The following is a 20712-nucleotide window of genomic DNA, read 5'->3' as shown; positions in this document are numbered from 1 at the left end:
TTTTTTTTAAAAAAGATTTGTAATTAATAAAATCTATTCTATATTTGCACCCGCAATAAGGGCGATTAGCTCAGCTGGTTCAGAGCACCTCGTTTACACCGAGGGGGTCGGGGGTTCGAACCCCTCATCGCCCACAACAAAACTCCAAAAATATTTTTTTTGGAGTTTTTCTTTTTTTATCTGGTTTTTTGTAAAAGAATCAATTGAAGTTTTAATGTTGTGTTTGCTTTTTAATGTTTAATTTTGTATAAAATTAAATGACATGGTTTTGGAATATCAATATGACAGTCCTTTTAAAATTTTAATATCTTTTCATAAGCTTATTGAGAGTTTAGAGGTGATAGCTATGTCTGATGTTGACTATCGTTCTAATTATGCAAAAAGTCTTTTAAATGAGGTTGGAAGAAAACCAGAATTTAAAGAAGGTATTGAGCAATTGTCTGTTATTTATGAAAATAAAAGTCTTGTAAAAAACCTTTTAGCTGATTTATTTCCTACTTCATTGACAAATAATGAAATTAAAGCGGCAACAATTCCTTTTCAGAATATTACATTTAATTATTCTGAGCGATTTAAAAAAATTTTAACTGATGCTGGGTATGGTTTAGAGATAAATATTAGCGATTTTGATGCGCATAAGTTTTATGTGCTTAATTGCTGTTTAATATTAAATTTCTACTATAATCAAAACATTGAATTTAATAATCCAATTTTCTTTGATATTCCTAATAGTGATGGAATAGTTGAGCATTATAGAATTTTATATAATGCTGATTTTGTTGAGATATTTCCGACTGATAAATCCATCCAATTAAGTCAAGAAATTATAAAAAATTTAATTGATAACTATGAAGATCTTGATTTATGGAAAAAATATTTTCCAAAAGAATCATGGATTTTGAAAGGGTTTGTAATTGCGACTCTTGTAAATGTTACTACCGAGCATGCAATTTCTAAGTTAAAAACTACTTTAATTAAATCGGATTTTAAAAAGAAAGATCTAGAGAACATAAATGCTGTTCAAACTATTTTTAGATCAATTTTTAAGATTGCAGATTTAAGGATTGGCTTTACTAAATTTAATAGCGAAGAAATGACATTTTCTAAGCCTCCATTTAGTAATTCTAATTTCAAAAGTTTTTTGTTGGAAAACTTGGAAGAAGAGGATTGTAAAGATGTTTTATGTGATTATTCATTTGATTTGTTAATCAAAAATGAAAAAAAACTGATAATTTCAAATGTAAAAGAATATAAGAACGATTTACATTTCGATAAATTAGCTAATATACTTTTAGAGCAAGACGTTCAGAGTTGTATAATGGCACCAATTGTTAAAGAGGGTGTTTTACTAGGTGTTTTGGAGGTTGCTTCAAGTACAATAGGAGCTTTGAATTCTATAAATGCTAATAAGTTAGATTTGGTAATGCCATTTATTACAGATACTATAGAGCGTTCAAATAGTGATTTAAAAAATCTTGAAGAAGCTATTATTCAAAAAGAATATACAGCAATTCATTCAAGTGTTTACTGGAAATTTAAAAGAGAAGCAAAAAATTATATTGATTCTATAAGTAATACAAAAGATTATATTTTTAAAGAGATTAGTTTTAAGGAAGTGTATCCAATGTATGGTCAGATTGACATAAAAGGATCCTCAGATAAAAGAAATGAAACAGTAAAGAAAGATTTAGTTCAACAAATAGAGACCTTGATTTCAATTTTAGGGATGATAAAAACATCTCAAAACCTTATGATTTTAGAGCAAAGAAAGTTTGAATTAAATGAATATTTAGGAGAACTTAAATTGCCATTAAAAGCTGATACGGAACAGCAGATTCAGAGTTACATTGAAACAGAGATTCATGGAATTTTAAATGCAAATAAAAATGACCTTGTTGTAGAAGAAAAAATAGAAAGCTATCTTGAAAGCCTAGATTCAAAAACAGGAATGTTTTATCATCATAGAAAGGATTTTGATTATACACTAGCTATTATAAATAAAAAAATGGCATCTATACTTGATGCTAAACAATTAGAAGCTCAAGAGATTTATCCACACTATTATGAGCGTTTTAAAACTGATGGTGTAGAGCATAATCTTTATATAGGGTCTTCAATTTCACCAAATGTACCTTTTGATAAAATGTATATTAGTAATTTAAGACTATGGCAGTTGCAAACATTATGTGAGATGGAACTAGAGCATCACAGGATAAAAGACACATTGCCTTATGCACTTGATGTTACTTCTTTGATTTTAGTATTTAGTTCGCCTATTTCTATTCGTTTTAGAATGGATGAAAAACGTTTTGATGTTGACGGTTCCTATAATGCAAGATATGAAGTTGTAAAAAAACGCATTGACAAGGCATTGATTTTAGGTACAAATGAACGCATTACAGAGAAAGAAAAAATAACCATAGTTTATTCTCACTCCCACGAAGAAAAAGAATATTTGAAATACATTAAATATTTACAACATAAATCATTGTTAGAAGATGCAATTGAACAATTTGAAGTAGAGGATTTACAAGGTGTTTCAGGGCTTAAGGCAATTAGAGTTAAGGTTGTAAATACAACGGTTGTGGATAAAAAATATTCTTATCAGGATTTGTTGAATGAATTAAATTAAACAGTAGCTACTTTAAAAGCTATTACGAAAGCTATTACCGAAAAAACAATTCCTACCATGAATATGTTGTAGGTTATTCTTAAAAGACGGTATTTCTTTTCTAAAACTATTCCTAAGTAGTATAAATCTTTTATCATTGAATTATAAAGGTAGTTATTGTCTGTCATCATATCATTTATCGCAGACTGATAATCTTCATAAGGCATTTTGTAAAAATTTCCAAAAAAGAGTAAATTCACTTTTCTGTCTTCAATATCTTTTTTTGTAAAAGTTCCAGATGTAACCTTTGGTCTAGTTGATAGTATGGCAAAAATAATTGAAGTTACACTGAAAACAACCATTATAAAAGTAGGAAATATTAAATGGGCATTATTTGGGCTATCTAGTTTAGGTACTATTGTAGAAAGAGCAATGGATATGATTATGGCATTTACTGAAAGTAAAATATTAGCTTTGCTGTCTGCAATTTCACTTAATCTAGTATGGTTGCTAAGAGTAACTCTAAACATGGTGTCAACACTTCTATCATATTTATTAGTTTTGTTTTTCTTTTTACTCTCTTTTGCTTGCTGCGTTTCCATTTCTTGAGAATTTTTTATTTTTTTTTCTATTAGTTTAATATTTTCCTCTTTGTTTTTTTGCCAATTATTTTTAGCATAATTAGTATAATAATGATGCTTTTTTTTCAATAAAGTATAATTTTCTAGCATCCATTCTTTATCAAAAAAACATTTGTTACAAGTTTGTTCCCATTCCATTCTTAATAATTCGGAAGTTTTTATGTATTCCTTTTTTGAAAAATGAACATAATCAGCATCTTTAATTATTTTTTCTAATTCTGTTTTAGGTATATAATTAAAAACAGTAACCATAATTAAATTCTTTATATCATCAATGTAGTTTTGATTCTTGTTATTGTCTTTTAAAAAATCACTAGCAATTTTTGCGCTTTTTTCTTCATGATTTGAAATGCATTCTGTATATCCTGTATCGTGAAACCAAGCTGAAATAAGTAATTTTTCTTTATCTTCGTATGAAATTTCGATAGCATCAATTATTTCTTGAACAGCTTTAACAACAGTTACTGTGTGGTGGTAATTATGATAAACAAAATTTTGAGGTAACTTGTTGTCAAATAATTCTCTTACATAAATTGATGCTAATTCAACTATATCCATATATCTCTATTTATTTTACTAATTTATGAATTTGTTTTTACTAAATAATAAACTTTTAATAGTAAAGAGACTTTTTGTACTTACTATTGTGTTTGGTGTTGTAGTTTCTTGTGCGACCAAAAAAGCTCAAATAAGTCGCGAAACGGAAGATGCAAAATTATTAGAAAATACTTCTCAATTTGAAATTGCTCATACTTTTTATCTATTAGGGGATGCAGGTAATGCTAAAAAAGATAGTACTACTATAGCATTAAGTAGTTTTGAAGAAAAGCTTAATGAATCATCTAGAGAAGCTACGGTATTGTATTTAGGAGATAATATTTATCCTAAAGGAATGCCAGAAAAGAATAATGTTGGAAGAGAGTTAGCAATGCATCAACTAGACGTACAGATTGATGCGGTTAAGCATTTTCAAGGAAAAACAATTTTCATTCCAGGAAATCATGATTGGTATTCTAATGGAGTAAAAGGTTTAAAAAGAGAGCAAGAATATGTAGAAAAAAAATTGGGAAAGAATTCATTTCTCCCTAAAAATGGTTGTCCAATTAAAACTGTTGCTATTAATGATGAGATTGTTTTAATTATTGTTGATTCTGAATGGTATATTACTAACTGGGATAATCATCCAACTATAAATGATGACTGTGAAATAAAGACTAGAAATCAGTTTTTAGAAGAATTTAGAAATGAAATTAAAAAAGCAAGAGGAAAGACTACATTAATAGCTATTCATCATCCTATGTTTAGTAATGGACCTCATGGTGGACAGTATTCTTTTCGAGAACACATGAATCCTGTTCCAGTTTTAGGAACATTAAAAAACAGTATAAGAAGGACTACAGGGATAGTAAATGCAGATTTATCTAATAAATATTACAATGATTTAAAAAAGAATATTGTGGCTGCATCGTTACAGAACGATAGAGTTATCCTTATTTCGGGTCATGAGCATAGTTTACAATATTTGGTTGAAGATAATATTCCTCAAATTATAAGTGGTTCTGGTTCAAAAGCGACAGCAACTCGAAATGTAAAAGGAGGTAAATTTTCTTATGGGGTTAATGGTTATGCTATTTTAGATGTATACAGAAATGGTGCATCTAAAATTCGCTTTATCTCTGCAAAAAATGATAAAGTAGAATTTGAAACTATAGTTTTAAAATCAAATTCTTTTAAAAATGAAGTTAAATATCCTATTGTTGTAAAAGATTCTATTCAATCTTCTATATATAGTGAAGAAGAAACTAAAAAAGGGAAATTTTACACTTTTCTATGGGGAGAAAGATTTAGAAAATATTATAGTACTCCAGTGAAAGCTAAAATAGCTTATTTAGATACTTTAAAAGGAGGCTTAATTCCAGTACGTAAAGGAGGAGGAACGCAATCTAAAGCACTTCGTCTTAAAGATAAGGAAGGGAAGCAGTATGTAATGAGAGCTATGAAAAAAAATGCCTCACAATATATACAAGCAGCCATGTTTAAAGATCAATATGTTGAAAGGGAATTTAAAAACACAAAAGCAGAGTCTTTAGTAAAAGATGTCTTTACAGGTTCTCATCCTTATGCTTCTTTTACCATGGCTATTTTATCAGATGCAATAGGTTTAGCGCATTTGAACCCTAAATTATATTATATTCCTAAGCAAGATGTATTGGGTGATTTTAATCAGGAGTTTGGAGATGAATTGTATCAGTTTGAAGAACATGCTTCTGATGGACATACTGATTTAGCAGATGGGGATTTTACTGGTGAAATAATTAGTACGATGGATGTTTTGAAAGAAATTCATGATGATGAATCTAAAATGGTTGATGAAAAAGCATTTATAAAAGCCCGTTTGTTTGATATGTTGGTGGGAGATTGGGACAGGCATCAAGACCAATGGAGATGGTTGCAATTTAAAGAGAATGAAAAAAAAGTATATCGACCTCTTCCAAGAGATAGAGACCAGCCTTTTTCAAGAATGTCTGATGGTCTTGTACTTGGAACTGCAGTAAGATTAATTCCAGTTGCTAAGCTCCTAAAGAAATATAATTCTGATTTAAAGAACGTAAAGGGGTTTAATATAGAGCCTCTCCCATTAGATATGGCTTTTATAACAGATGCAACCAAAGAAGTTTGGGATGAACAAGTTGAGTTAATTAAAAAAAACATCACAAAGGGAGTTGTAGATGAGGCATTTAATTCTATGCCAAGAGAGGTAAATGATTATACAGTAGATGATATAAAGAAAATGCTTTTGAATAGAAGGGATAATCTTCAGGAAATTTCAGATCGATATTTTAATTTAGTGAATAAATATGCTGTAATAACCGCTACAAATAAAGATGATTATATTAAAATTGAAGGAAAAGAGAATGGTGAGGTTGAGGTTTCAGTTTTTAGAAAAAAAGACAAAACTATAAAAGACTTATTTCATCATAGAATTTACAATCCAAAGTTAACAAAAGAGATATGGATTTATGGCTTAGATGATGATGATACTTTTGAGGTTGTTGGGAAAAGTAGAAAAATAAAAATCCGCTTAATTGGAGGACAAAATAATGATGTTTATCAAGTAGAAAAAGGAAGGAATATTGTAATATATGATTATAAAACAAAGAATAATGATGTTACAGATGCAGGTAAGGCTACTTTGAAATTACAAGATAAATACGCTATTAATGTGTATGATTACAAAAAGTTGAAAACAAATACAAACCAATTAATTCCTACAATTGGAGCAAATCCTGATGATGGTTTTAAAATAGGGATGAATAACACATATACGGTCTATGGATTTGAACGAAATCCATTTACTAGACAACACCAATTCAAAGGAGCTTACTATTTTGCAACAAATGGTTATGAATTAGACTATAAAGGAGAGTTTGCTAATGCTATTGGAAATTTAAATTTAGTATTGCAGACAAAGTTTCAAAGTCCAAATTTTAGCTTAAACTTTTTTGGATACGGAAATGAAACAAAAAACAATGATGATGATTTTGGATTAAATTATAATAGAGTTAAAGTTAGAGAATTTAACATTGGACCTTCTTTAGTCTGGAAATTGTATGGAGGAAGTCAATTCAGTTTTGGGCTACAGTATGCATCTATTGAAGTCCAAGAGACAGAAGGTAGATTTGTAAAGAATAATACTCAATTGCCTAATTATATCTTTGATGAAAATCAATTTTTTAATACTAATGTAAAATATTTTTTTGAAAATTATGACAACAAGGCCTATCCAACATTAGGTATGCGAATAGGTTTGGAAATTGGATATAAAAAGAGTTTGGATGTGAAAAACAAGAGTTTTGGTTATATAATGCCAGAAATAAGCTTTAATCATAAATTGAGTTCTTCAGGTAAGTTGGTGTTGGCTACAAAAGTAAAAAGTCAAATAAACTTGGTTAATGATTTTGAATTTTATCAGGCAGCTTCAATAGGAGGGAATGATGGTTTAAGAGGTTTTAGAAACCAACGTTTTATAGGGAATCAATCATTTTATCAAAACACAGATATTCGCTATAGCTTTAATCGTGTTAAAACTCAATTTGTACCTATTAAGTTGGGTATTTATGGGGCATTTGATTATGGGAGAGTTTGGTACAAGTATGAGGACTCTAATAAATGGAATAATTCATATGGTGGTGGGGTTTTTATTAACGGAGCAGAATTGCTTAGTCTTAATTTAGGCGTTTTTAATTCTAATGATGGTTTTAGGGTTGCATTTGGATTAGGATTTGCCTTTTAGGTGTTTTAAAGAGATTGAGTAAACATTTCCTCCTTTCTTTTTTTTTCTTTCATCAGCAATTAAAATTGTATCAGATTCTTTAAAACAGATTGCTTCTTTTTGTGAAGAAAGTCCCAAGTCATATTCTGTAATTTTGCTTTTTTTGAAATCTTTATCTTCGAAATTTTCAAGAAGCCATATTCTGTTGTTAGATAGTAAAATAATCTTACTTTGATCAATACTCATTGTTGCGCTTGTTATGGCGCAATCTTTATTGTCTGAGCAAGTTTTGAAATGGCCTATTAATGCTGCGGTATGATGGCCAGGAATATTAGGTATTTTATAAATGAGAGAGATCCCGTCGAAATGTTTACTTCTGTTTTTAGTAAATAAATAAAAGCTGTTGTTCCATTCAAAAAAAGCTTCACAATCATATAAAAGGGCATCTTTTTTGGGTGGAAATTCTTTTTGCTCAGGATAGTTAAAAGTGATTTTTTTTATTTCCCGAATTGTATCTTGATGAAGGTTTGCTGAATTGATTTTATATATTGCTAAATTTTTTCTAACGTTCTCATTGTTGCCAAAATCTCCAATATATAGGTTTCCTTGCTTGTCTGTAGTTAAATCTTCCCAATCTATATTTTCTGTATTTTTAATTGTAATTTCCTTGATTATTAATTGTGTAAATTTTATTTTTGTTGCCGCTATCTTCAATGATAAATAATGAGTTCAATTCTTTTGAAAAAGCAATTCCTGAAGTTTCTTTTAATTTTTTAGGTAGCTCAAAATAAATTTTAATTTTTTTGTTATTGGATTGACATGATAAAACAAATATAACAAACAAATTGATAAGTGTTTTTATTTTCATGATGAGTTAGTTCTGTTAGCTATTAGATTTATATACTTTTTTATAAAGATAAGTATTATAGTTGCTTTCTGTTTTTTGCTTCTTTTGAGGAATTCTATACTATGATTGAAAAATAGCATAAATTTTAAGTGTTTGTATTTTAGATACTTGTGTTTTATTTTTATTTTTAATAGATTTTTTTTCTTATTTTGTTTTTGAAACTCAAAAAAGGTTTCTATATTTGCACTCGCAATCAGGAAATGATAGTGCTTTATTGGAGAAATGGCAGAGTGGTCGAATGCGGCAGTCTTGAAAACTGTTGACTGTAACAGGTCCGGGGGTTCGAATCCCTCTTTCTCCGCTAGCTGAAAAGCAAATTGAATTAAAACCCTTAAAATCGTATGATTTTAAGGGTTTTTTTATTTTTATAACCTTCAAAACATTCATTAATTCGTGAACCTAAAGGGATAAATTCGGTTACCCTAAAAAACTCAAATTTTGGGTAACCGATTTTTAACTTAACCTAATGTTCATGGGATGTTACAGCCAGTTCAATAACCTGTTTAAAACTTGTACATCTTGTGAACCTTGAATATTAAAATTAAATTTAATACTAATAAAAAGGTCACCATTATGAAAGCAAAAGTTTCTATTCTTTTTTATGCTAAAAAAGCAAAAGCCAATGTTAACGGTTTAGTTCCAATCTACACAAGAATTACAGTCAATGGAAAAAGGATTGAGTTAAGTACCAATAGATTTATAGAAATATCTAAATGGTGCACTAAATCTAACAAAATTAAAGGTAATTCAGAAGAGGCTCGTTCAATAAATAGCCATCTGGATATGTTGAAAATTCAAATAATTGATACCCAAATGGAATTAGTCCATAAAAAAATTCCAATTACTGCCGAGAGTTTTAAAAGTTTGTTACTTGGAGTTGATGAAAGAGCTCGAATGTTAGTTCCTATTTTCCAAGACCACAACAACAAAATAAAAGAATTGGTAGGTAAAGAATATGCACCAGGAACATTAGAACGTTACACAACATCTTTGAAACATACCATTGAGTTTATGCAGTGGAAATACAATGTTTCCGATATTGATATTATGAAGATTGATCACGCTTTTATAACCGATTACGAATTCTGGTTGAGAAGTGTTAGAAATTGTGCAAATAACACAGCTGTAAAATACATCAAGAACTTCAATAAAATTATCAAGATATGTTTGGCCAATGACTGGCTTGACAAAAATCCTTTTGCGAACTACAAATCCAAAGTAAAAGAAGTAGAACGTGTTTATTTATCTGAAGTTGAAATTCAAAGTATTATCGAAAAGGATTTCAAAACAGAAAGACTCTCTTTAGTTCGTGATATATTTCTTTTTAGTTGCTTTACTGGTTTGGCTTACATTGATGTCAAAAACTTAACAAAGTCCCATATAAGCTTCGGTATTGATGGTGAGAAATGGATATTTACACATAGACAGAAAACAGAAAGTGCTTCTAAAATTCCAATCCTGCCAGTTACACAAATGATAATCGATAAATACGAGAATCATCCACAAAGTAATAATCAGGAAAAATTACTTCCTATTCTGTCCAATCAAAAAATGAATGCCTATTTAAAAGAAATAGCAGCTGTTTGCGAGATTGAAAAAGAATTAACCTTCCATATTGCTCGACATACATTTGCGACAACTGTAACACTTACTAATGGAGTTCCAATCGAAAGCGTAAGTAAAATGCTTGGACATAAAAATTTGAGAACTACGCAACATTACGCAAAAGTTTTGGATAGAAAAGTTAGTGAGGATATGCGTATTTTGAAAGATAAATTTAGTTCTAGTTTTAAGTTGAATACTAAAGAAGCTTAGAAAAACGTAAAACAAAAAAATAATTTTACTACTTTTACAGCTGTGAAATTTATAAGCTACATATTATCAATCTATTTAGTAGTTCTTTCATGTTTGCCATGTGCAGATGTTGAAGAAACTAGTTTTACTCATACTTCAAGTGAAATAGGCACAAACCACGATAATCATTCACACGATCAAGAAAATGATGCATGTTCTCCTTTTTGTATTTGTAACTGCTGTGGACAAAGTGTATTGTCTTATGTACCTACAGTAGTTTTTAATTTTCATACCTCAATTGAAGAAATTCAAACGCTAAACTCCATTTATAAATCTATTTTGTATGCCAATTTCTTTGGGAGTATTTGGCAACCACCTCAAATAGTATAATGAAGCCCGAGTAATTTCGGGTTAGAAACTTGTGTTCATAGCACAAATTATGGCAGATTTTTAATTTGCTAATTTCTAATTCATTATAATATTTTCAATGTTAGACAAAATCATACAATTCAGTATAAAGAACAAATTCATTATACTACTTTTTACACTTGTGTTAATAGCTTGGGGAAGCTATTCTGTTAAAAACCTACCACTTGATGCATTACCAGATGTTACTAATAACCAAGTGCAAATTATTACAAATGCACCTACTTTAGCCAGTCAAGAAATTGAGCAACTCATTACATATCCATTAGAGCAATCTTTAAAAACAATTCCAAAAGTTATAGAACTGCGAAGTATTTCTCGTTTTGGACTATCTGTAGTTACAGTAGTTTTTAAAGACGATGTAGATATATATTGGGCAAGAAATCAAATTTTTCAACGAATAAGTCAAGCTAAAGAAAATATTCCAGCTTATGCAGGTTCTCCAGAAATGGCTCCAATTACAACTGGTTTAGGAGAAATATATCAATATGATGTATATGCTAAAAAAGGATATGAAGAAAAATACGATGCAATCAAATTAAGAACCATCCAAGATTGGATTATCATTCCACAATTACAAGGAATTGAAGGTGTTGCAGAAGTTGCTACTTGGGGTGGTAAACTAAAACAGTTTGAAATAACCGTTAAACCAAATACTTTAAAGAGTTTAGATGTAACCATAACTGAAATTTTTGAAGCTTTAGAAAAAAACAATCAAAATACTGGAGGTGCGTATATAGAAAAAGACCAAATGACCTACTTTATTCGTGGTGTAGGTATGGCAACCGGAAGTAAGGATTTAGAAAATATTGTTGTAAAAAACAGAAACGGTGCACCTGTTTTAATTCGTGATGTAGCTTCAGTTAATGAAGGGTATGCTATGCGATATGGAGCAGCTACAAAAGACGGTAAAGGTGAAATTGTTTGTGGAATGGCATTAATGCTTAAAGGAGAAAATTCTAAAGCAGTTGTGGAAAGAGTTAAAGAAAAAATGGCTCAAATAAACAAAACACTTCCTGAAGGAGTCGTTGCTGAAGCATTTATCGATCGTGGTAAATTAGTAGATAGTGCAATAGGAACTGTTACTAAAAATTTATTAGAAGGTGCATTAATCGTAATTTTTGTATTGATTTTATTTCTAGGAAACCTTCGTGCAGGACTAATCGTAGCTTCGGTAATTCCGTTGTCAATGCTTTTTGCTGTTATTCTAATGAATCATTTTGGTGTAAGTGGAAATTTAATGAGTTTAGGAGCTATCGATTTTGGAATTATTGTCGATGGTGCAGTAATTATTGTGGAAGCCACAATGCATCATTTACAAAAACTCAAAAGACAAAAGAACTTAACCCAGTTAGAAATGGATAGCGAAGTGTATAAATCTGCTTCCAAAATTCGTAATAGTGCAGCATTTGGAGAAATAATAATTTTAATTGTGTATTTGCCAATATTAGCATTAGTTGGAACCGAAGGTAAAATGTTTAAACCAATGGCAATGACGGTAGGTTTTGCTGTTATTGGAGCTTTTGTATTGTCTTTAACTTATGTGCCTATGATGAGTGCAATGTTCTTATCTAAAAACACTGAGCATAAAGAAAACTTTAGCGATAAAATGATGGCATGGTTTGAAAAAATATACACTCCATTTTTAGACAAAGCATTACAAATCAAAAAAGTAGTTTTAGGAATTGCTGTCGGATTATTTGTAATGGCATTAGTTGTTTTCCAAAATATGGGAGGTGAATTTATACCTACAATCGAAGAAGGAGATTTAGCCATTAATGCAACGATAATGACAGGAAGTTCATTAACGCAGATGATAGAAACTACCACTAAATATGAAAAAATTCTAAAAGCAAAATTTCCAGAAATTAAAACCATTGTAACAAAAATTGGTAGTGGAGAAATTCCAACAGATCCAATGCCTATTGAAAGTGGTGATTTAATTATTGTTTTAAAAGATAAATCAGAATGGACTTCTGCTGATAATTGGGAAGATTTAGCCAACTTAATGAAAGAAGAAATGGAGGCAATTCCTGGTGCAAATATCGAAATTTCACAACCTATACAAATGCGTTTTAACGAATTAATGACAGGAAGTCGAAGTGATATTGCTATAAAGATTTTTGGTGATGATTTAGAAATATTAGATGCAAAAGCAAAAGAATTAATTACAAAAGTCAATAATATTGAAGGTGTTGGAGATTTAAAAGCAGATAAAGTAACAGGGTTACCTCAAATTACCATTAAATACGATTACGATAAAATTGCTTTATATGGATTAAATATAACAGATGTAAATAAGATTGTCAGAGCTTCTTTTGCTGGGGAAAGTGCTGGTAAAATTTATGAAGAAAGCAAACGTTTTGATGTAGTGGTAAGAATGAATGCAGAAAATCGTAGTGATATTTCAGATGTTTCTAACCTATTTATCCCTTTACCAAGCGGACAACAAGTGCCACTCTATCAAGTAGCTTCTGTGGAATACGAACAAGGACCAGTTCAAGTTTCTCGTGAAAATGGAAAACGAAGAATTACAGTGGGTTTAAATGTTCGTGGTCGTGATGTAAAAAGTGTAGTCGAAGAAATTCAACAAAAATTAGAAACCAATTATAAACTTCCAGCAGGATATTATATAACCTATGGTGGTCAATTTGAAAATTTAGTAGAAGCAAACAAGCGACTTTCTGTAGCAGTTCCAATTGCTTTAGGCTTAATTTTAGTACTATTATTTTTTACATTCCATAGTGTTAAGCAAGCCTTATTAATTTTTACAGCAATTCCATTATCAGCAATTGGTGGTGTTTTTGCTTTATGGATGAGAGGAATGCCTTTTAGTATATCAGCAGGTATTGGTTTCATTGCTTTGTTCGGTATAGCTGTGTTAAATGGAATTGTACTGATTTCTTATTTCAACCAATTAAAATCAGAAGGAATTACAGACCCATTACAAAGAGTTTTAATCGGAACAAAAACAAGATTACGTCCAGTTTTAATGACAGCTGCGGTTGCTTCATTAGGATTTTTACCAATGGCTTTATCAACTAGTGGCGGTGCAGAAGTGCAAAAACCATTAGCAACTGTTGTTATTGGTGGCTTATTTTCTGCAACCTTACTAACCTTAATCGTTCTACCTATTCTTTATTTATTAGTTGAGAAAGGTATTAAAAAAAGAAAAAAAATGTCAAATTCAATTATAACAATAATCATACTATTTATTAGTACGTTTTCATTTGCTCAAAACAGCAAACCCATAACTTTAGAACAAGCTATTACAATGGCTAAAGAGAATAATATGGATTTAAAAATTGCCGATAAGGAAATTGAAAAACAAACAGTTCTTAAGAAAACAGCTTTTCAAGCAGAACCTTTGCAAATTGAATACACGGGTGGACAATACAATAGTGTAGATTATGATAATAATGTAAGCATTCAACAATATTTCCCCATTGGTGGAAGTACAAAAGCAAACAGACAGCTTCAGGAAGAATTAGCAAAACTGGCTGAAAAACGAAAAGCATTATCGGAATATGAAATCGAAAAAGCGGTAACTATTGCCTATTATCAATATTTATATGGTATTTCAATCCAAAAGTTAAACGATGAATTGTATGAAGTGTATTCAAAATTTCTTAAAAATGCTGAACTGCGTTTTAAAACTGGTGAGAGCGGTAGTATTGAAGCTATTAGTGCTAAAGCTAAAGTAAAGGAAATTGAAACCTTAAAAGCACAAATTCTACTTGATTTAGTAATTTATCAAAAACAGTTGCAATATTTTATGCAGACAAATGAAGATATACTTCCAGAAGCTTCAACTTCTTTAAAATATGCTAGTTCATCGGTTTTAGAAGAATCCAAAGTAGAAACATTAGTAAGTGATTATTATAACCAACAAGCTATGGTTTATGAAAAAGAAGCAAATACTTTCAAAAAATTGCGAGCACCAAAATTAGGCTTGGGTTACTTTGGTCAAACGTTAAACAAAGAATCTTATTTTCAAGGATTTACAGTTGGTTTGCAAATTCCTTTGTTTAGTGGCGCAAATACAGCTCGTGCTAAAGCTTCTGAAATAAGTAAGTCACAATCGCAATTAGAATTCGATAAAACAAAATTGACTCTAAAATTGCAAAAAGAAGAATTAGTAAACCAATTTGCAAAACAACAAAAAGCAATACAATATTTTGAAAACGAAGGTTTAAAATATGCAGAACAGATAATCTCTACAGCACAAAAAAGTTATGCCAATGGCGATATGAGTTATTGGTCTTACATCAGTTTTCTTAATCAAGCAATTGATATTAAAAAGCAAAACATCGAAGCAGTAAACGCTTACAATCAAAGTGCTATTCAAATGCAATTTCCATCTTTCAATAACAATTAATACTCACGATAATGATACATATATTTTTAAAATCAAATTATAAAATAAGCTCATTTTTTAAAATCTTTCTTCTTTCTTCTTTCCTCTTGATTCTAAATTCATGTGGAGAAAAGAAAACGGAAGAAGCTCACGAAGAAGAAAAATCGGAAACAGAAGTTGCATTGACTAAAGCGCAATTTGAAACAGTTGGTATTGAAACAGGTAGTATTGAAATGAAAAACCTAAATACAATTATCAAAGCTAATGGTTACACAACTGTTCCTCCACAAAACATGGCAAATGTTTCTACATTAATTGGTGGAGTTGTTAAAGAGATTTATGTGTTAGAGGGAACTTATGTAGCAAAAGGAAAAACATTGGCTACACTTCAAAACCTTGAAGTTGCTGAAATGCAAGAAGATTACAATTCAGCTGTAGCGAATATTGAATATTTACAACTGGAATACAACCGACAAAAAACATTGAGTGAAGAAGATGTAAATCCTCGTAAAGTATTTCAAGAAGTAAAAGCAAAATTGGCAGTGGAAAGAGCAAGAGCACAAGCTGCTAAAAACAAATTACAAGCATTAAATGTAAGCTTATCAGGAAACTCATCTTTAATTCCAATTATTGCTCCAATAAGTGGTTACGTTGGTAAAATAGACATTACAAAAGGAACCTTTGCAGATACAGGAATAAGTCTTTTTGAAGTAATTGACAACACACAAATGCACCTTGATTTAAATGTTTTTGAAAAAGATTTAGGTAAAATTTCTATTGGTCAAGAAGTTGATTTCGTACTAACCAATCAATCTAATAAAGTGATTAAAGGAAAAATATTTGGTATTAATAAATCCTTTTCAAACGAAAGTAAATCGGTTGCAGTACATGCCAAGATTAATGAAAGTGATACAAAAGATTTAATTTCTGGAATGTATGTTGCAGCTAATATTAACATTACCAATCAAACGGTTCAATCATTGCCTAAAGATGCAGTTGTTAGAAACGGAGATAAATATTATATTTATATACAAGAAGAACATGTAGAAGAAACTCCAAAAGGTAAGAAAGAAGCACACGTTCATAAAGAAGGAGAATCACATAATCATGAGGAAGAAACTGTCGAAAAAGAACACGACGAAGTACACTTTAAAGCAATTGAAGTAGTTCCAGGAACAACCGATTTAGGTTATACGGAAATTAAATTAGTAGAAGAAATTCCAGCAAATGCAAAAATTGTTGTAAAAGGAGCATTCTATTTATTGGCAGCTTCAAAAGGTGGTGGAGAACATGAACATTAAAATAATCATAAAATGAAAATTTCAATTTTAAAATCAAACATAGATAAATTAGGAACAATAGGGCTTTTTATTACAGCCCTATTCTCACCTTGTTGTTTTCCTTTATTTGCCTTTGGTGCATCTGCACTTGGATTAGGAAATTTTGAACTTTTTGGTGGTTGGACAATGTGGGTTTTTCAAACAATGGTTTTAATTTCAATTGGAGGGCTTTACATTTCTTATAGAAAACATTTTTGTTTGTATCCTTTGTTAATTGCAATTCCGAGTGGAATAATTATATTTTTTGTTTATTATTTTATCAAAATAGAAAATCCAACGTACTTGATTTATATTGGAATGTTTGGACTTCTTATTGCTACAATCGTAAATTTTTACCAAAATAAACTTCACGGAAATTGCAGAACATGTACAACCTATGAAGGAAAAAAGGTTGAATTAAAATCAACTTTAACTTGTCCCAATTGTGGACATAAAAAGGATGAATTAATGCCAACCAATGCTTGTCAATATTTTTATGAGTGTGAAAAATGTATGAAAGTACTCAAGCCATTAGAGGGTGATTGTTGTGTTTATTGTAGTTACGGTTCAATAAAATGCCCACCAATTCAAGCAGAGAAAAACTGCTGTTAAATAGATAATTAATATATTATAAAAATTTATGGATATGAAAAAATCAATTTTAAAATCAATAGTATTAGTTGTATCATTATTTTTCTTTTCAAATTTTGTTTCGGCACAAAAAACAACTCAAAAAGTGGTGATAAAAACATTTTTACATTGTGACCATTGTAAAGAATGTGAAACTTGTGGGCAAAAATTCAAAACGGAAATGCTTAAAATAAAAGGTATTAAAATGTATGAGTTAGATGATAAAGCTATGACTTTTACTATTTACTTTAATTCAAAAAAAACTACTTTACAAGCAATTAAAGAAGGTATTTCTAAATTAGGTTATGATGCTGATGAAATAAAAGCTGACCCAGAAGCTTATGAAAATTTAGACGGTTGTTGTAAAGCATAGGTATGAAGTTTAATATTAAAATGCCAATTAATTTAATTTCTTTTTATCAAAAAGAGTTAGAAGCAGTTAAGGATAATTTACAGCATGGTAATTTGCAAAATGCATGGCTTCATTTAGAGCGTGCACATATAATTGCACAAAAATATCCTTATGAACATACATTCGTACATTGGAAAATGTTACAATTTGGAATTAAAATAAAAAGTTCAAAAGAAATTGTTGGTCAAATACCAAGATTACTGGTAGGTGGTGTAAAATCATTTGTTGGACACATTCCTGTTGGTAATACAGGTGGTGCAAATGTTCCACCATTAAAAGCAATGGATATTCCAGAAGACATTCAAAAAATACTAAACGTAAACGTATAGCTTATTATGATAGATAAAAAATCACACAAAATAGAAGACGAAGCAGAATGCTGTAGAATAGAAGAAAAAATCAATAAAGCAGAAGAACAACATGCAGAAGAGGATGGACATGATCACGACCATTCAATAAAAGAAAAATCCACATTCCAATTATTTTTACCAGCAATAATAAGTTTCGGCTTATTATTGTTGGCTATTGGGTTTGATAATTATTTTACCCAATCTTGGTTTAAAGGTTGGCTTAGAATAGTTTGGTATGTTGCAGCCTATTTGCCAGTCGGACTCCCAGTTATAAAAGAAGCCATACAAAGCATTCGTAAAAGTGATGTATTCTCTGAATTTTTACTGATGTCTATAGCAACAATTGGAGCATTTGCTATTGGTGAATATCCTGAAGGTGTAGCGGTAATGTTATTTTATGCTATTGGAGAAATCTTTCAATCATTAGCAGTACAACGAGCCAAAAGAAACATAAAATCCTTACTCGACCAACGACCAGATGAAGTTACTATTCTCGAAAATAATGTAGCTAAAACAATCAAAGCTTCAACGGCTAAAATTGGAGATATTATCCAACTTAAAGCTGGAGACAAATTAGGTTTAGATGGAGAATTACTATCAGATAAAGCTTCCTTCAATACAGCAGCTCTTACTGGAGAAAGTAAACCAGATTCAAAACTAAAAGGAGAAACAGTTTTAGCAGGAATGATAAACTTAAATGCTGTTTCGCAAGTTAAAGTAACAACAGCTTATACAGATAGTAAATTATCTAAAATTCTTGAAATGGTGCAAGAAGCAACATCTAAAAAAGCACCAACAGAATTGTTCATTAGAAAATTTGCTAAAATCTACACACCTATAGTAGTGTTTTTAGCAATCGGAATATGTATAGTACCAATGCTTTTTGTGGAAAATTATGTTTTTAACGATTGGTTGTATAGAGCGTTAATCTTCTTGGTAATTTCATGTCCTTGTGCATTAGTGATAAGTATTCCATTAGGGTATTTTGGTGGAATTGGTGCAGCTTCTAAAAACGGAATCCTTTTCAAAGGAAGTAATTTTTTAGATGTAATGGCTTCTATTCAAAACGTTGTGATGGACAAAACAGGAACGATGACTGAAGGTGTTTTTAAAGTACAAGAAGTCGTTTTTAAAGCTGATTTCGCCCAAAATAAAATACTTCAATTAGTAAACGCTTTAGAAAGTCAAAGTACGCATCCAGTAGCAACAGCAATACATGATTTTGTTGGAGAAATAGATAGTAAAATCAGTCTTAACGAAGTTGAAGAAATAGCAGGACACGGTTTAAAAGCTAGTGTAAATGGAAAAGAACTTTTAGTTGGAAACTTTAAATTAATGGATAAATTTTCTATTAAATATGATATTGATCCATCAAGTATTGTTTATACTTTAATTGCAGTAGCGTATGACAATAATTTTGTGGGTTATTTAACCATTGCAGATAGTATAAAAGAAGATGCACAACTAACAATTGATAAATTAAAAGCATTAGGAATCAAAACTACTATGTTAAGTGGAGATAAAAACAATGTAGTACAATTTGTGGCTCAAAAATTAGGAATTACAAATGCGTTTGGCGATTTATTACCAGAAGATAAAGTAAATAAAGTCAAAGAAATTATAGCCAAAAACGAAACGGTTGCTTTTGTGGGCGATGGTGTTAATGATGCTCCAGTAGTAGCTTTAAGTAATGTGGGTGTTGCAATGGGAGGTTTAGGAAGTGATGCAACAATAGAAACTGCTGATGTAGTAATTCAAGACGATAAACCTTCAAAAATTCCAATGGCAATAAATATCGGAAAACAAACCAAGAAAATTGTTTGGCAAAATATCACTTTAGCTTTTACAGTTAAGGCAGTTGTTTTAGTTTTAGGAGCTGGTGGTTTAGCAACTATGTGGGAAGCCGTTTTTGCCGATGTTGGAGTCGCTTTATTAGCAATATTAAACGCAGTAAGAATCCAAAGGATGAAGTTTTGAGCTTGATTTTTAACATTTTTTTTAAAATATTTAATTTGTTTTGATTAACTTTGGTATGTTTTAGAACAATAAATGAAAAAATCATACATCATAATAATTTTGTTTTTAGGAATATTTTTTATTCCTAATAATACTTTTGCTTGTGGTAGTGAAAAGCAATCTTGTAAAAAAGAACTTTCCACTACTAAAACAAAAGAAAAAAGCTGTTGTGATAATAACAATGATAATAAAGGATGTAATGGAAGTTGTGGTCACTCAAACTGTACTACTGTTTCTTCTGTTGGTTTTAGTTTATTTATTTATAATGAAATAGAATTTACAAATAATAATTTTGATTTTTCTACAAGTAAATCAAAATTTTACCATTCTGAAAACTTACTTTCAGATGGTTTTCCTTCTATATGGCTTATACCTAAAATAAGCTAAATTTAAAATTTGACAGCCATACTTATGTCAAATCTATAGCATTTGCTATTTTTTTTATAACAGTCTTTTGAATCTTAAATTCTCATGTTAAACATGCTTATTTAATTCATTATAGCTGCTATTCAATCTAAATTTATTTCAAAACTTTATTCAAAAAAAAACTTTTTGAATACTAAAATCATATAAAATGAAAAAATCATTATTAAAAATAATGATAGCAATCACTGTATTGTTATCAACCACAATGAACGCACAAACAAAAAACACAAAAACAGAGGAAGTGAAAGTCTCAGGTAATTGTGGAATGTGTAAAAAAACGATAGAAAAAGCAGGAAACATCAAAGATATTGCTACAGTAGTATGGAACAAAGAAACTAAAATAGCAACAGTAACTTATGATGAATCTAAAACAAATAAAGAAGAAATAGCAAAGCGTATAGCTTTAGCTGGATATGATTCAGAGCTTGTTAAAGCAAAAGATGAAGATTACGACAACCTTCCGGGATGTTGTCAATATGACCGCGAGTAATTGTACTTTAATAAGTTGTAATTAACCTATTCCTCTAAAGTAGAAAAAACTTTAGGGGAA

12 protein-coding genes, 2 tRNA genes and 3 pseudogenes are annotated in these 20712 nt (G+C 30.1%); 15 read left to right on the top strand and 2 right to left on the bottom strand.

Annotated elements, in window-relative coordinates; translation table 11 throughout:
• The first annotated feature begins 59 nt into the window (after nt 1–59).
• Both FIA58_RS16550 and FIA58_RS16545 read left to right on the top strand, forming a co-directional pair.
• Nucleotides 60–134: transfer RNA gene (locus FIA58_RS16550), tRNA-Val, on the top strand.
• Nucleotides 135–262: 128 nt separating this feature from the next.
• Nucleotides 263–2632 carry a GAF domain-containing protein gene (locus FIA58_RS16545; RefSeq protein WP_140963804.1) on the top strand — a complete coding sequence of 790 codons (2370 nt, stop codon included), beginning with the start codon at nt 263–265 and terminating at the stop codon, nt 2630–2632.
• Here the strand turns inward: FIA58_RS16545 and FIA58_RS16540 are convergent.
• A complete protein-coding gene (locus tag FIA58_RS16540) occupies nt 2629–3810 on the bottom strand; it encodes a Pycsar system effector family protein (RefSeq protein ID WP_140963803.1) in 1182 nt (393 codons plus the stop codon). The two genes, FIA58_RS16545 and FIA58_RS16540, sit on opposite strands and share 4 nt — an antisense overlap.
• A 25-nt stretch (nt 3811–3835) precedes the next feature.
• On the opposite strand from FIA58_RS16540, the gene FIA58_RS16535 reads away from it, so the two are divergent.
• The gene (locus FIA58_RS16535) at nt 3836–7546 is read left to right on the top strand and encodes a metallophosphoesterase (protein ID WP_140963802.1); all 3711 of its coding nucleotides are present in this window, start codon (nt 3836–3838) and stop codon (nt 7544–7546) included.
• On the opposite strand, the gene FIA58_RS16530 is transcribed toward FIA58_RS16535, so the two are convergent.
• Nucleotides 7529–8239 carry a hypothetical protein gene (locus FIA58_RS16530; protein ID WP_317167925.1) on the bottom strand — a complete coding sequence of 237 codons (711 nt, stop codon included), beginning with the start codon at nt 8237–8239 and terminating at the stop codon, nt 7529–7531. The genes FIA58_RS16535 and FIA58_RS16530 overlap by 18 nt on opposite strands.
• Before the next feature lie 409 nt (nt 8240–8648).
• Here FIA58_RS16530 and FIA58_RS16525 point away from each other — a divergent pair.
• The 12 genes and pseudogenes from FIA58_RS16525 to FIA58_RS16475 form a co-directional block, all read left to right on the top strand.
• Nucleotides 8649–8733 (top strand) — tRNA-Ser (locus FIA58_RS16525).
• Nucleotides 8734–9005: 272 nt separating this feature from the next.
• Nucleotides 9006–10247: a site-specific integrase gene (locus FIA58_RS16520; protein ID WP_140963801.1), complete on the top strand. Its 1242-nt coding sequence runs from the start codon at nt 9006–9008 to the stop codon at nt 10245–10247.
• Between the two features lie 42 nt (nt 10248–10289).
• Nucleotides 10290–10616: a DUF6660 family protein gene (locus tag FIA58_RS16515; RefSeq protein WP_140963800.1), complete on the top strand. Its 327-nt coding sequence runs from the start codon at nt 10290–10292 to the stop codon at nt 10614–10616.
• A gap of 97 nt (nt 10617–10713) precedes the next feature.
• Entirely contained in the window at nt 10714–15030 is a 4317-nt protein-coding gene (locus FIA58_RS16510; RefSeq protein WP_140963799.1) for a CusA/CzcA family heavy metal efflux RND transporter, read from the top strand.
• 11 nt (nt 15031–15041) lie between these two features.
• Nucleotides 15042–16310, top strand: a complete 1269-nt coding sequence (locus FIA58_RS16505; RefSeq protein WP_140963798.1) for an efflux RND transporter periplasmic adaptor subunit — start codon at nt 15042–15044, stop codon at nt 16308–16310.
• Between the two features lie 12 nt (nt 16311–16322).
• Nucleotides 16323–16670 (top strand): annotated as a pseudogene (locus FIA58_RS21505) (MerC domain-containing protein); the annotation flags it as partial.
• Nucleotides 16671–16739: 69 nt separating this feature from the next.
• Nucleotides 16740–16940: pseudogene (locus FIA58_RS21500) on the top strand (GDCCVxC domain-containing (seleno)protein); the annotation flags it as partial.
• A 34-nt stretch (nt 16941–16974) separates the two neighbouring features.
• On the top strand, nt 16975–17331 hold the full coding sequence (locus tag FIA58_RS16495; protein WP_140963796.1) for a heavy-metal-associated domain-containing protein: 357 nt from the start codon (nt 16975–16977) through the stop codon (nt 17329–17331).
• A 2-nt stretch (nt 17332–17333) separates the two neighbouring features.
• Nucleotides 17334–17699, top strand: a complete 366-nt coding sequence (locus FIA58_RS16490) for a DUF3703 domain-containing protein (protein WP_140963795.1) — start codon at nt 17334–17336, stop codon at nt 17697–17699.
• Between the two features lie 6 nt (nt 17700–17705).
• Entirely contained in the window at nt 17706–19697 is a 1992-nt protein-coding gene (locus tag FIA58_RS16485) for a heavy metal translocating P-type ATPase (RefSeq protein ID WP_140963794.1), read from the top strand.
• Nucleotides 19698–19769: 72 nt separating this feature from the next.
• Nucleotides 19770–20123, top strand: a complete 354-nt coding sequence (locus FIA58_RS16480; RefSeq protein ID WP_140963793.1) for a hypothetical protein — start codon at nt 19770–19772, stop codon at nt 20121–20123.
• 187 nt (nt 20124–20310) lie between these two features.
• Nucleotides 20311–20646 (top strand): annotated as a pseudogene (locus FIA58_RS16475) (heavy-metal-associated domain-containing protein); the annotation flags it as partial.
• Nucleotides 20647–20712 lie beyond the last annotated feature (66 nt).

This window comes from Flavobacterium jejuense, from assembly GCF_006491595.2.
In the GTDB taxonomy this organism is placed as follows: Bacteria; Bacteroidota; Bacteroidia; order Flavobacteriales; family Flavobacteriaceae; genus Flavobacterium; species Flavobacterium jejuense.
Note: the sequence above shows the minus strand (reverse complement) of the source record. Positions and strands in the feature narration are given on the sequence as shown.

Coding starts and splice junctions, on each gene's coding strand:
- FIA58_RS16545 (WP_140963804.1), top strand. CDS start 263: ATGGTTTTGGAATATCAATATGACAGTCCTTTTAAAATTTTAATATCT.
- FIA58_RS16540 (WP_140963803.1), bottom strand. CDS start 3,810: ATGGATATAGTTGAATTAGCATCAATTTATGTAAGAGAATTATTTGAC.
- FIA58_RS16535 (WP_140963802.1), top strand. CDS start 3,836: ATGAATTTGTTTTTACTAAATAATAAACTTTTAATAGTAAAGAGACTT.
- FIA58_RS16520 (WP_140963801.1), top strand. CDS start 9,006: ATGAAAGCAAAAGTTTCTATTCTTTTTTATGCTAAAAAAGCAAAAGCC.
- FIA58_RS16510 (WP_140963799.1), top strand. CDS start 10,714: ATGTTAGACAAAATCATACAATTCAGTATAAAGAACAAATTCATTATA.
- FIA58_RS16505 (WP_140963798.1), top strand. CDS start 15,042: ATGATACATATATTTTTAAAATCAAATTATAAAATAAGCTCATTTTTT.
- FIA58_RS16495 (WP_140963796.1), top strand. CDS start 16,975: ATGAAAAAATCAATTTTAAAATCAATAGTATTAGTTGTATCATTATTT.
- FIA58_RS16490 (WP_140963795.1), top strand. CDS start 17,334: ATGAAGTTTAATATTAAAATGCCAATTAATTTAATTTCTTTTTATCAA.
- FIA58_RS16485 (WP_140963794.1), top strand. CDS start 17,706: ATGATAGATAAAAAATCACACAAAATAGAAGACGAAGCAGAATGCTGT.
- FIA58_RS16480 (WP_140963793.1), top strand. CDS start 19,770: ATGAAAAAATCATACATCATAATAATTTTGTTTTTAGGAATATTTTTT.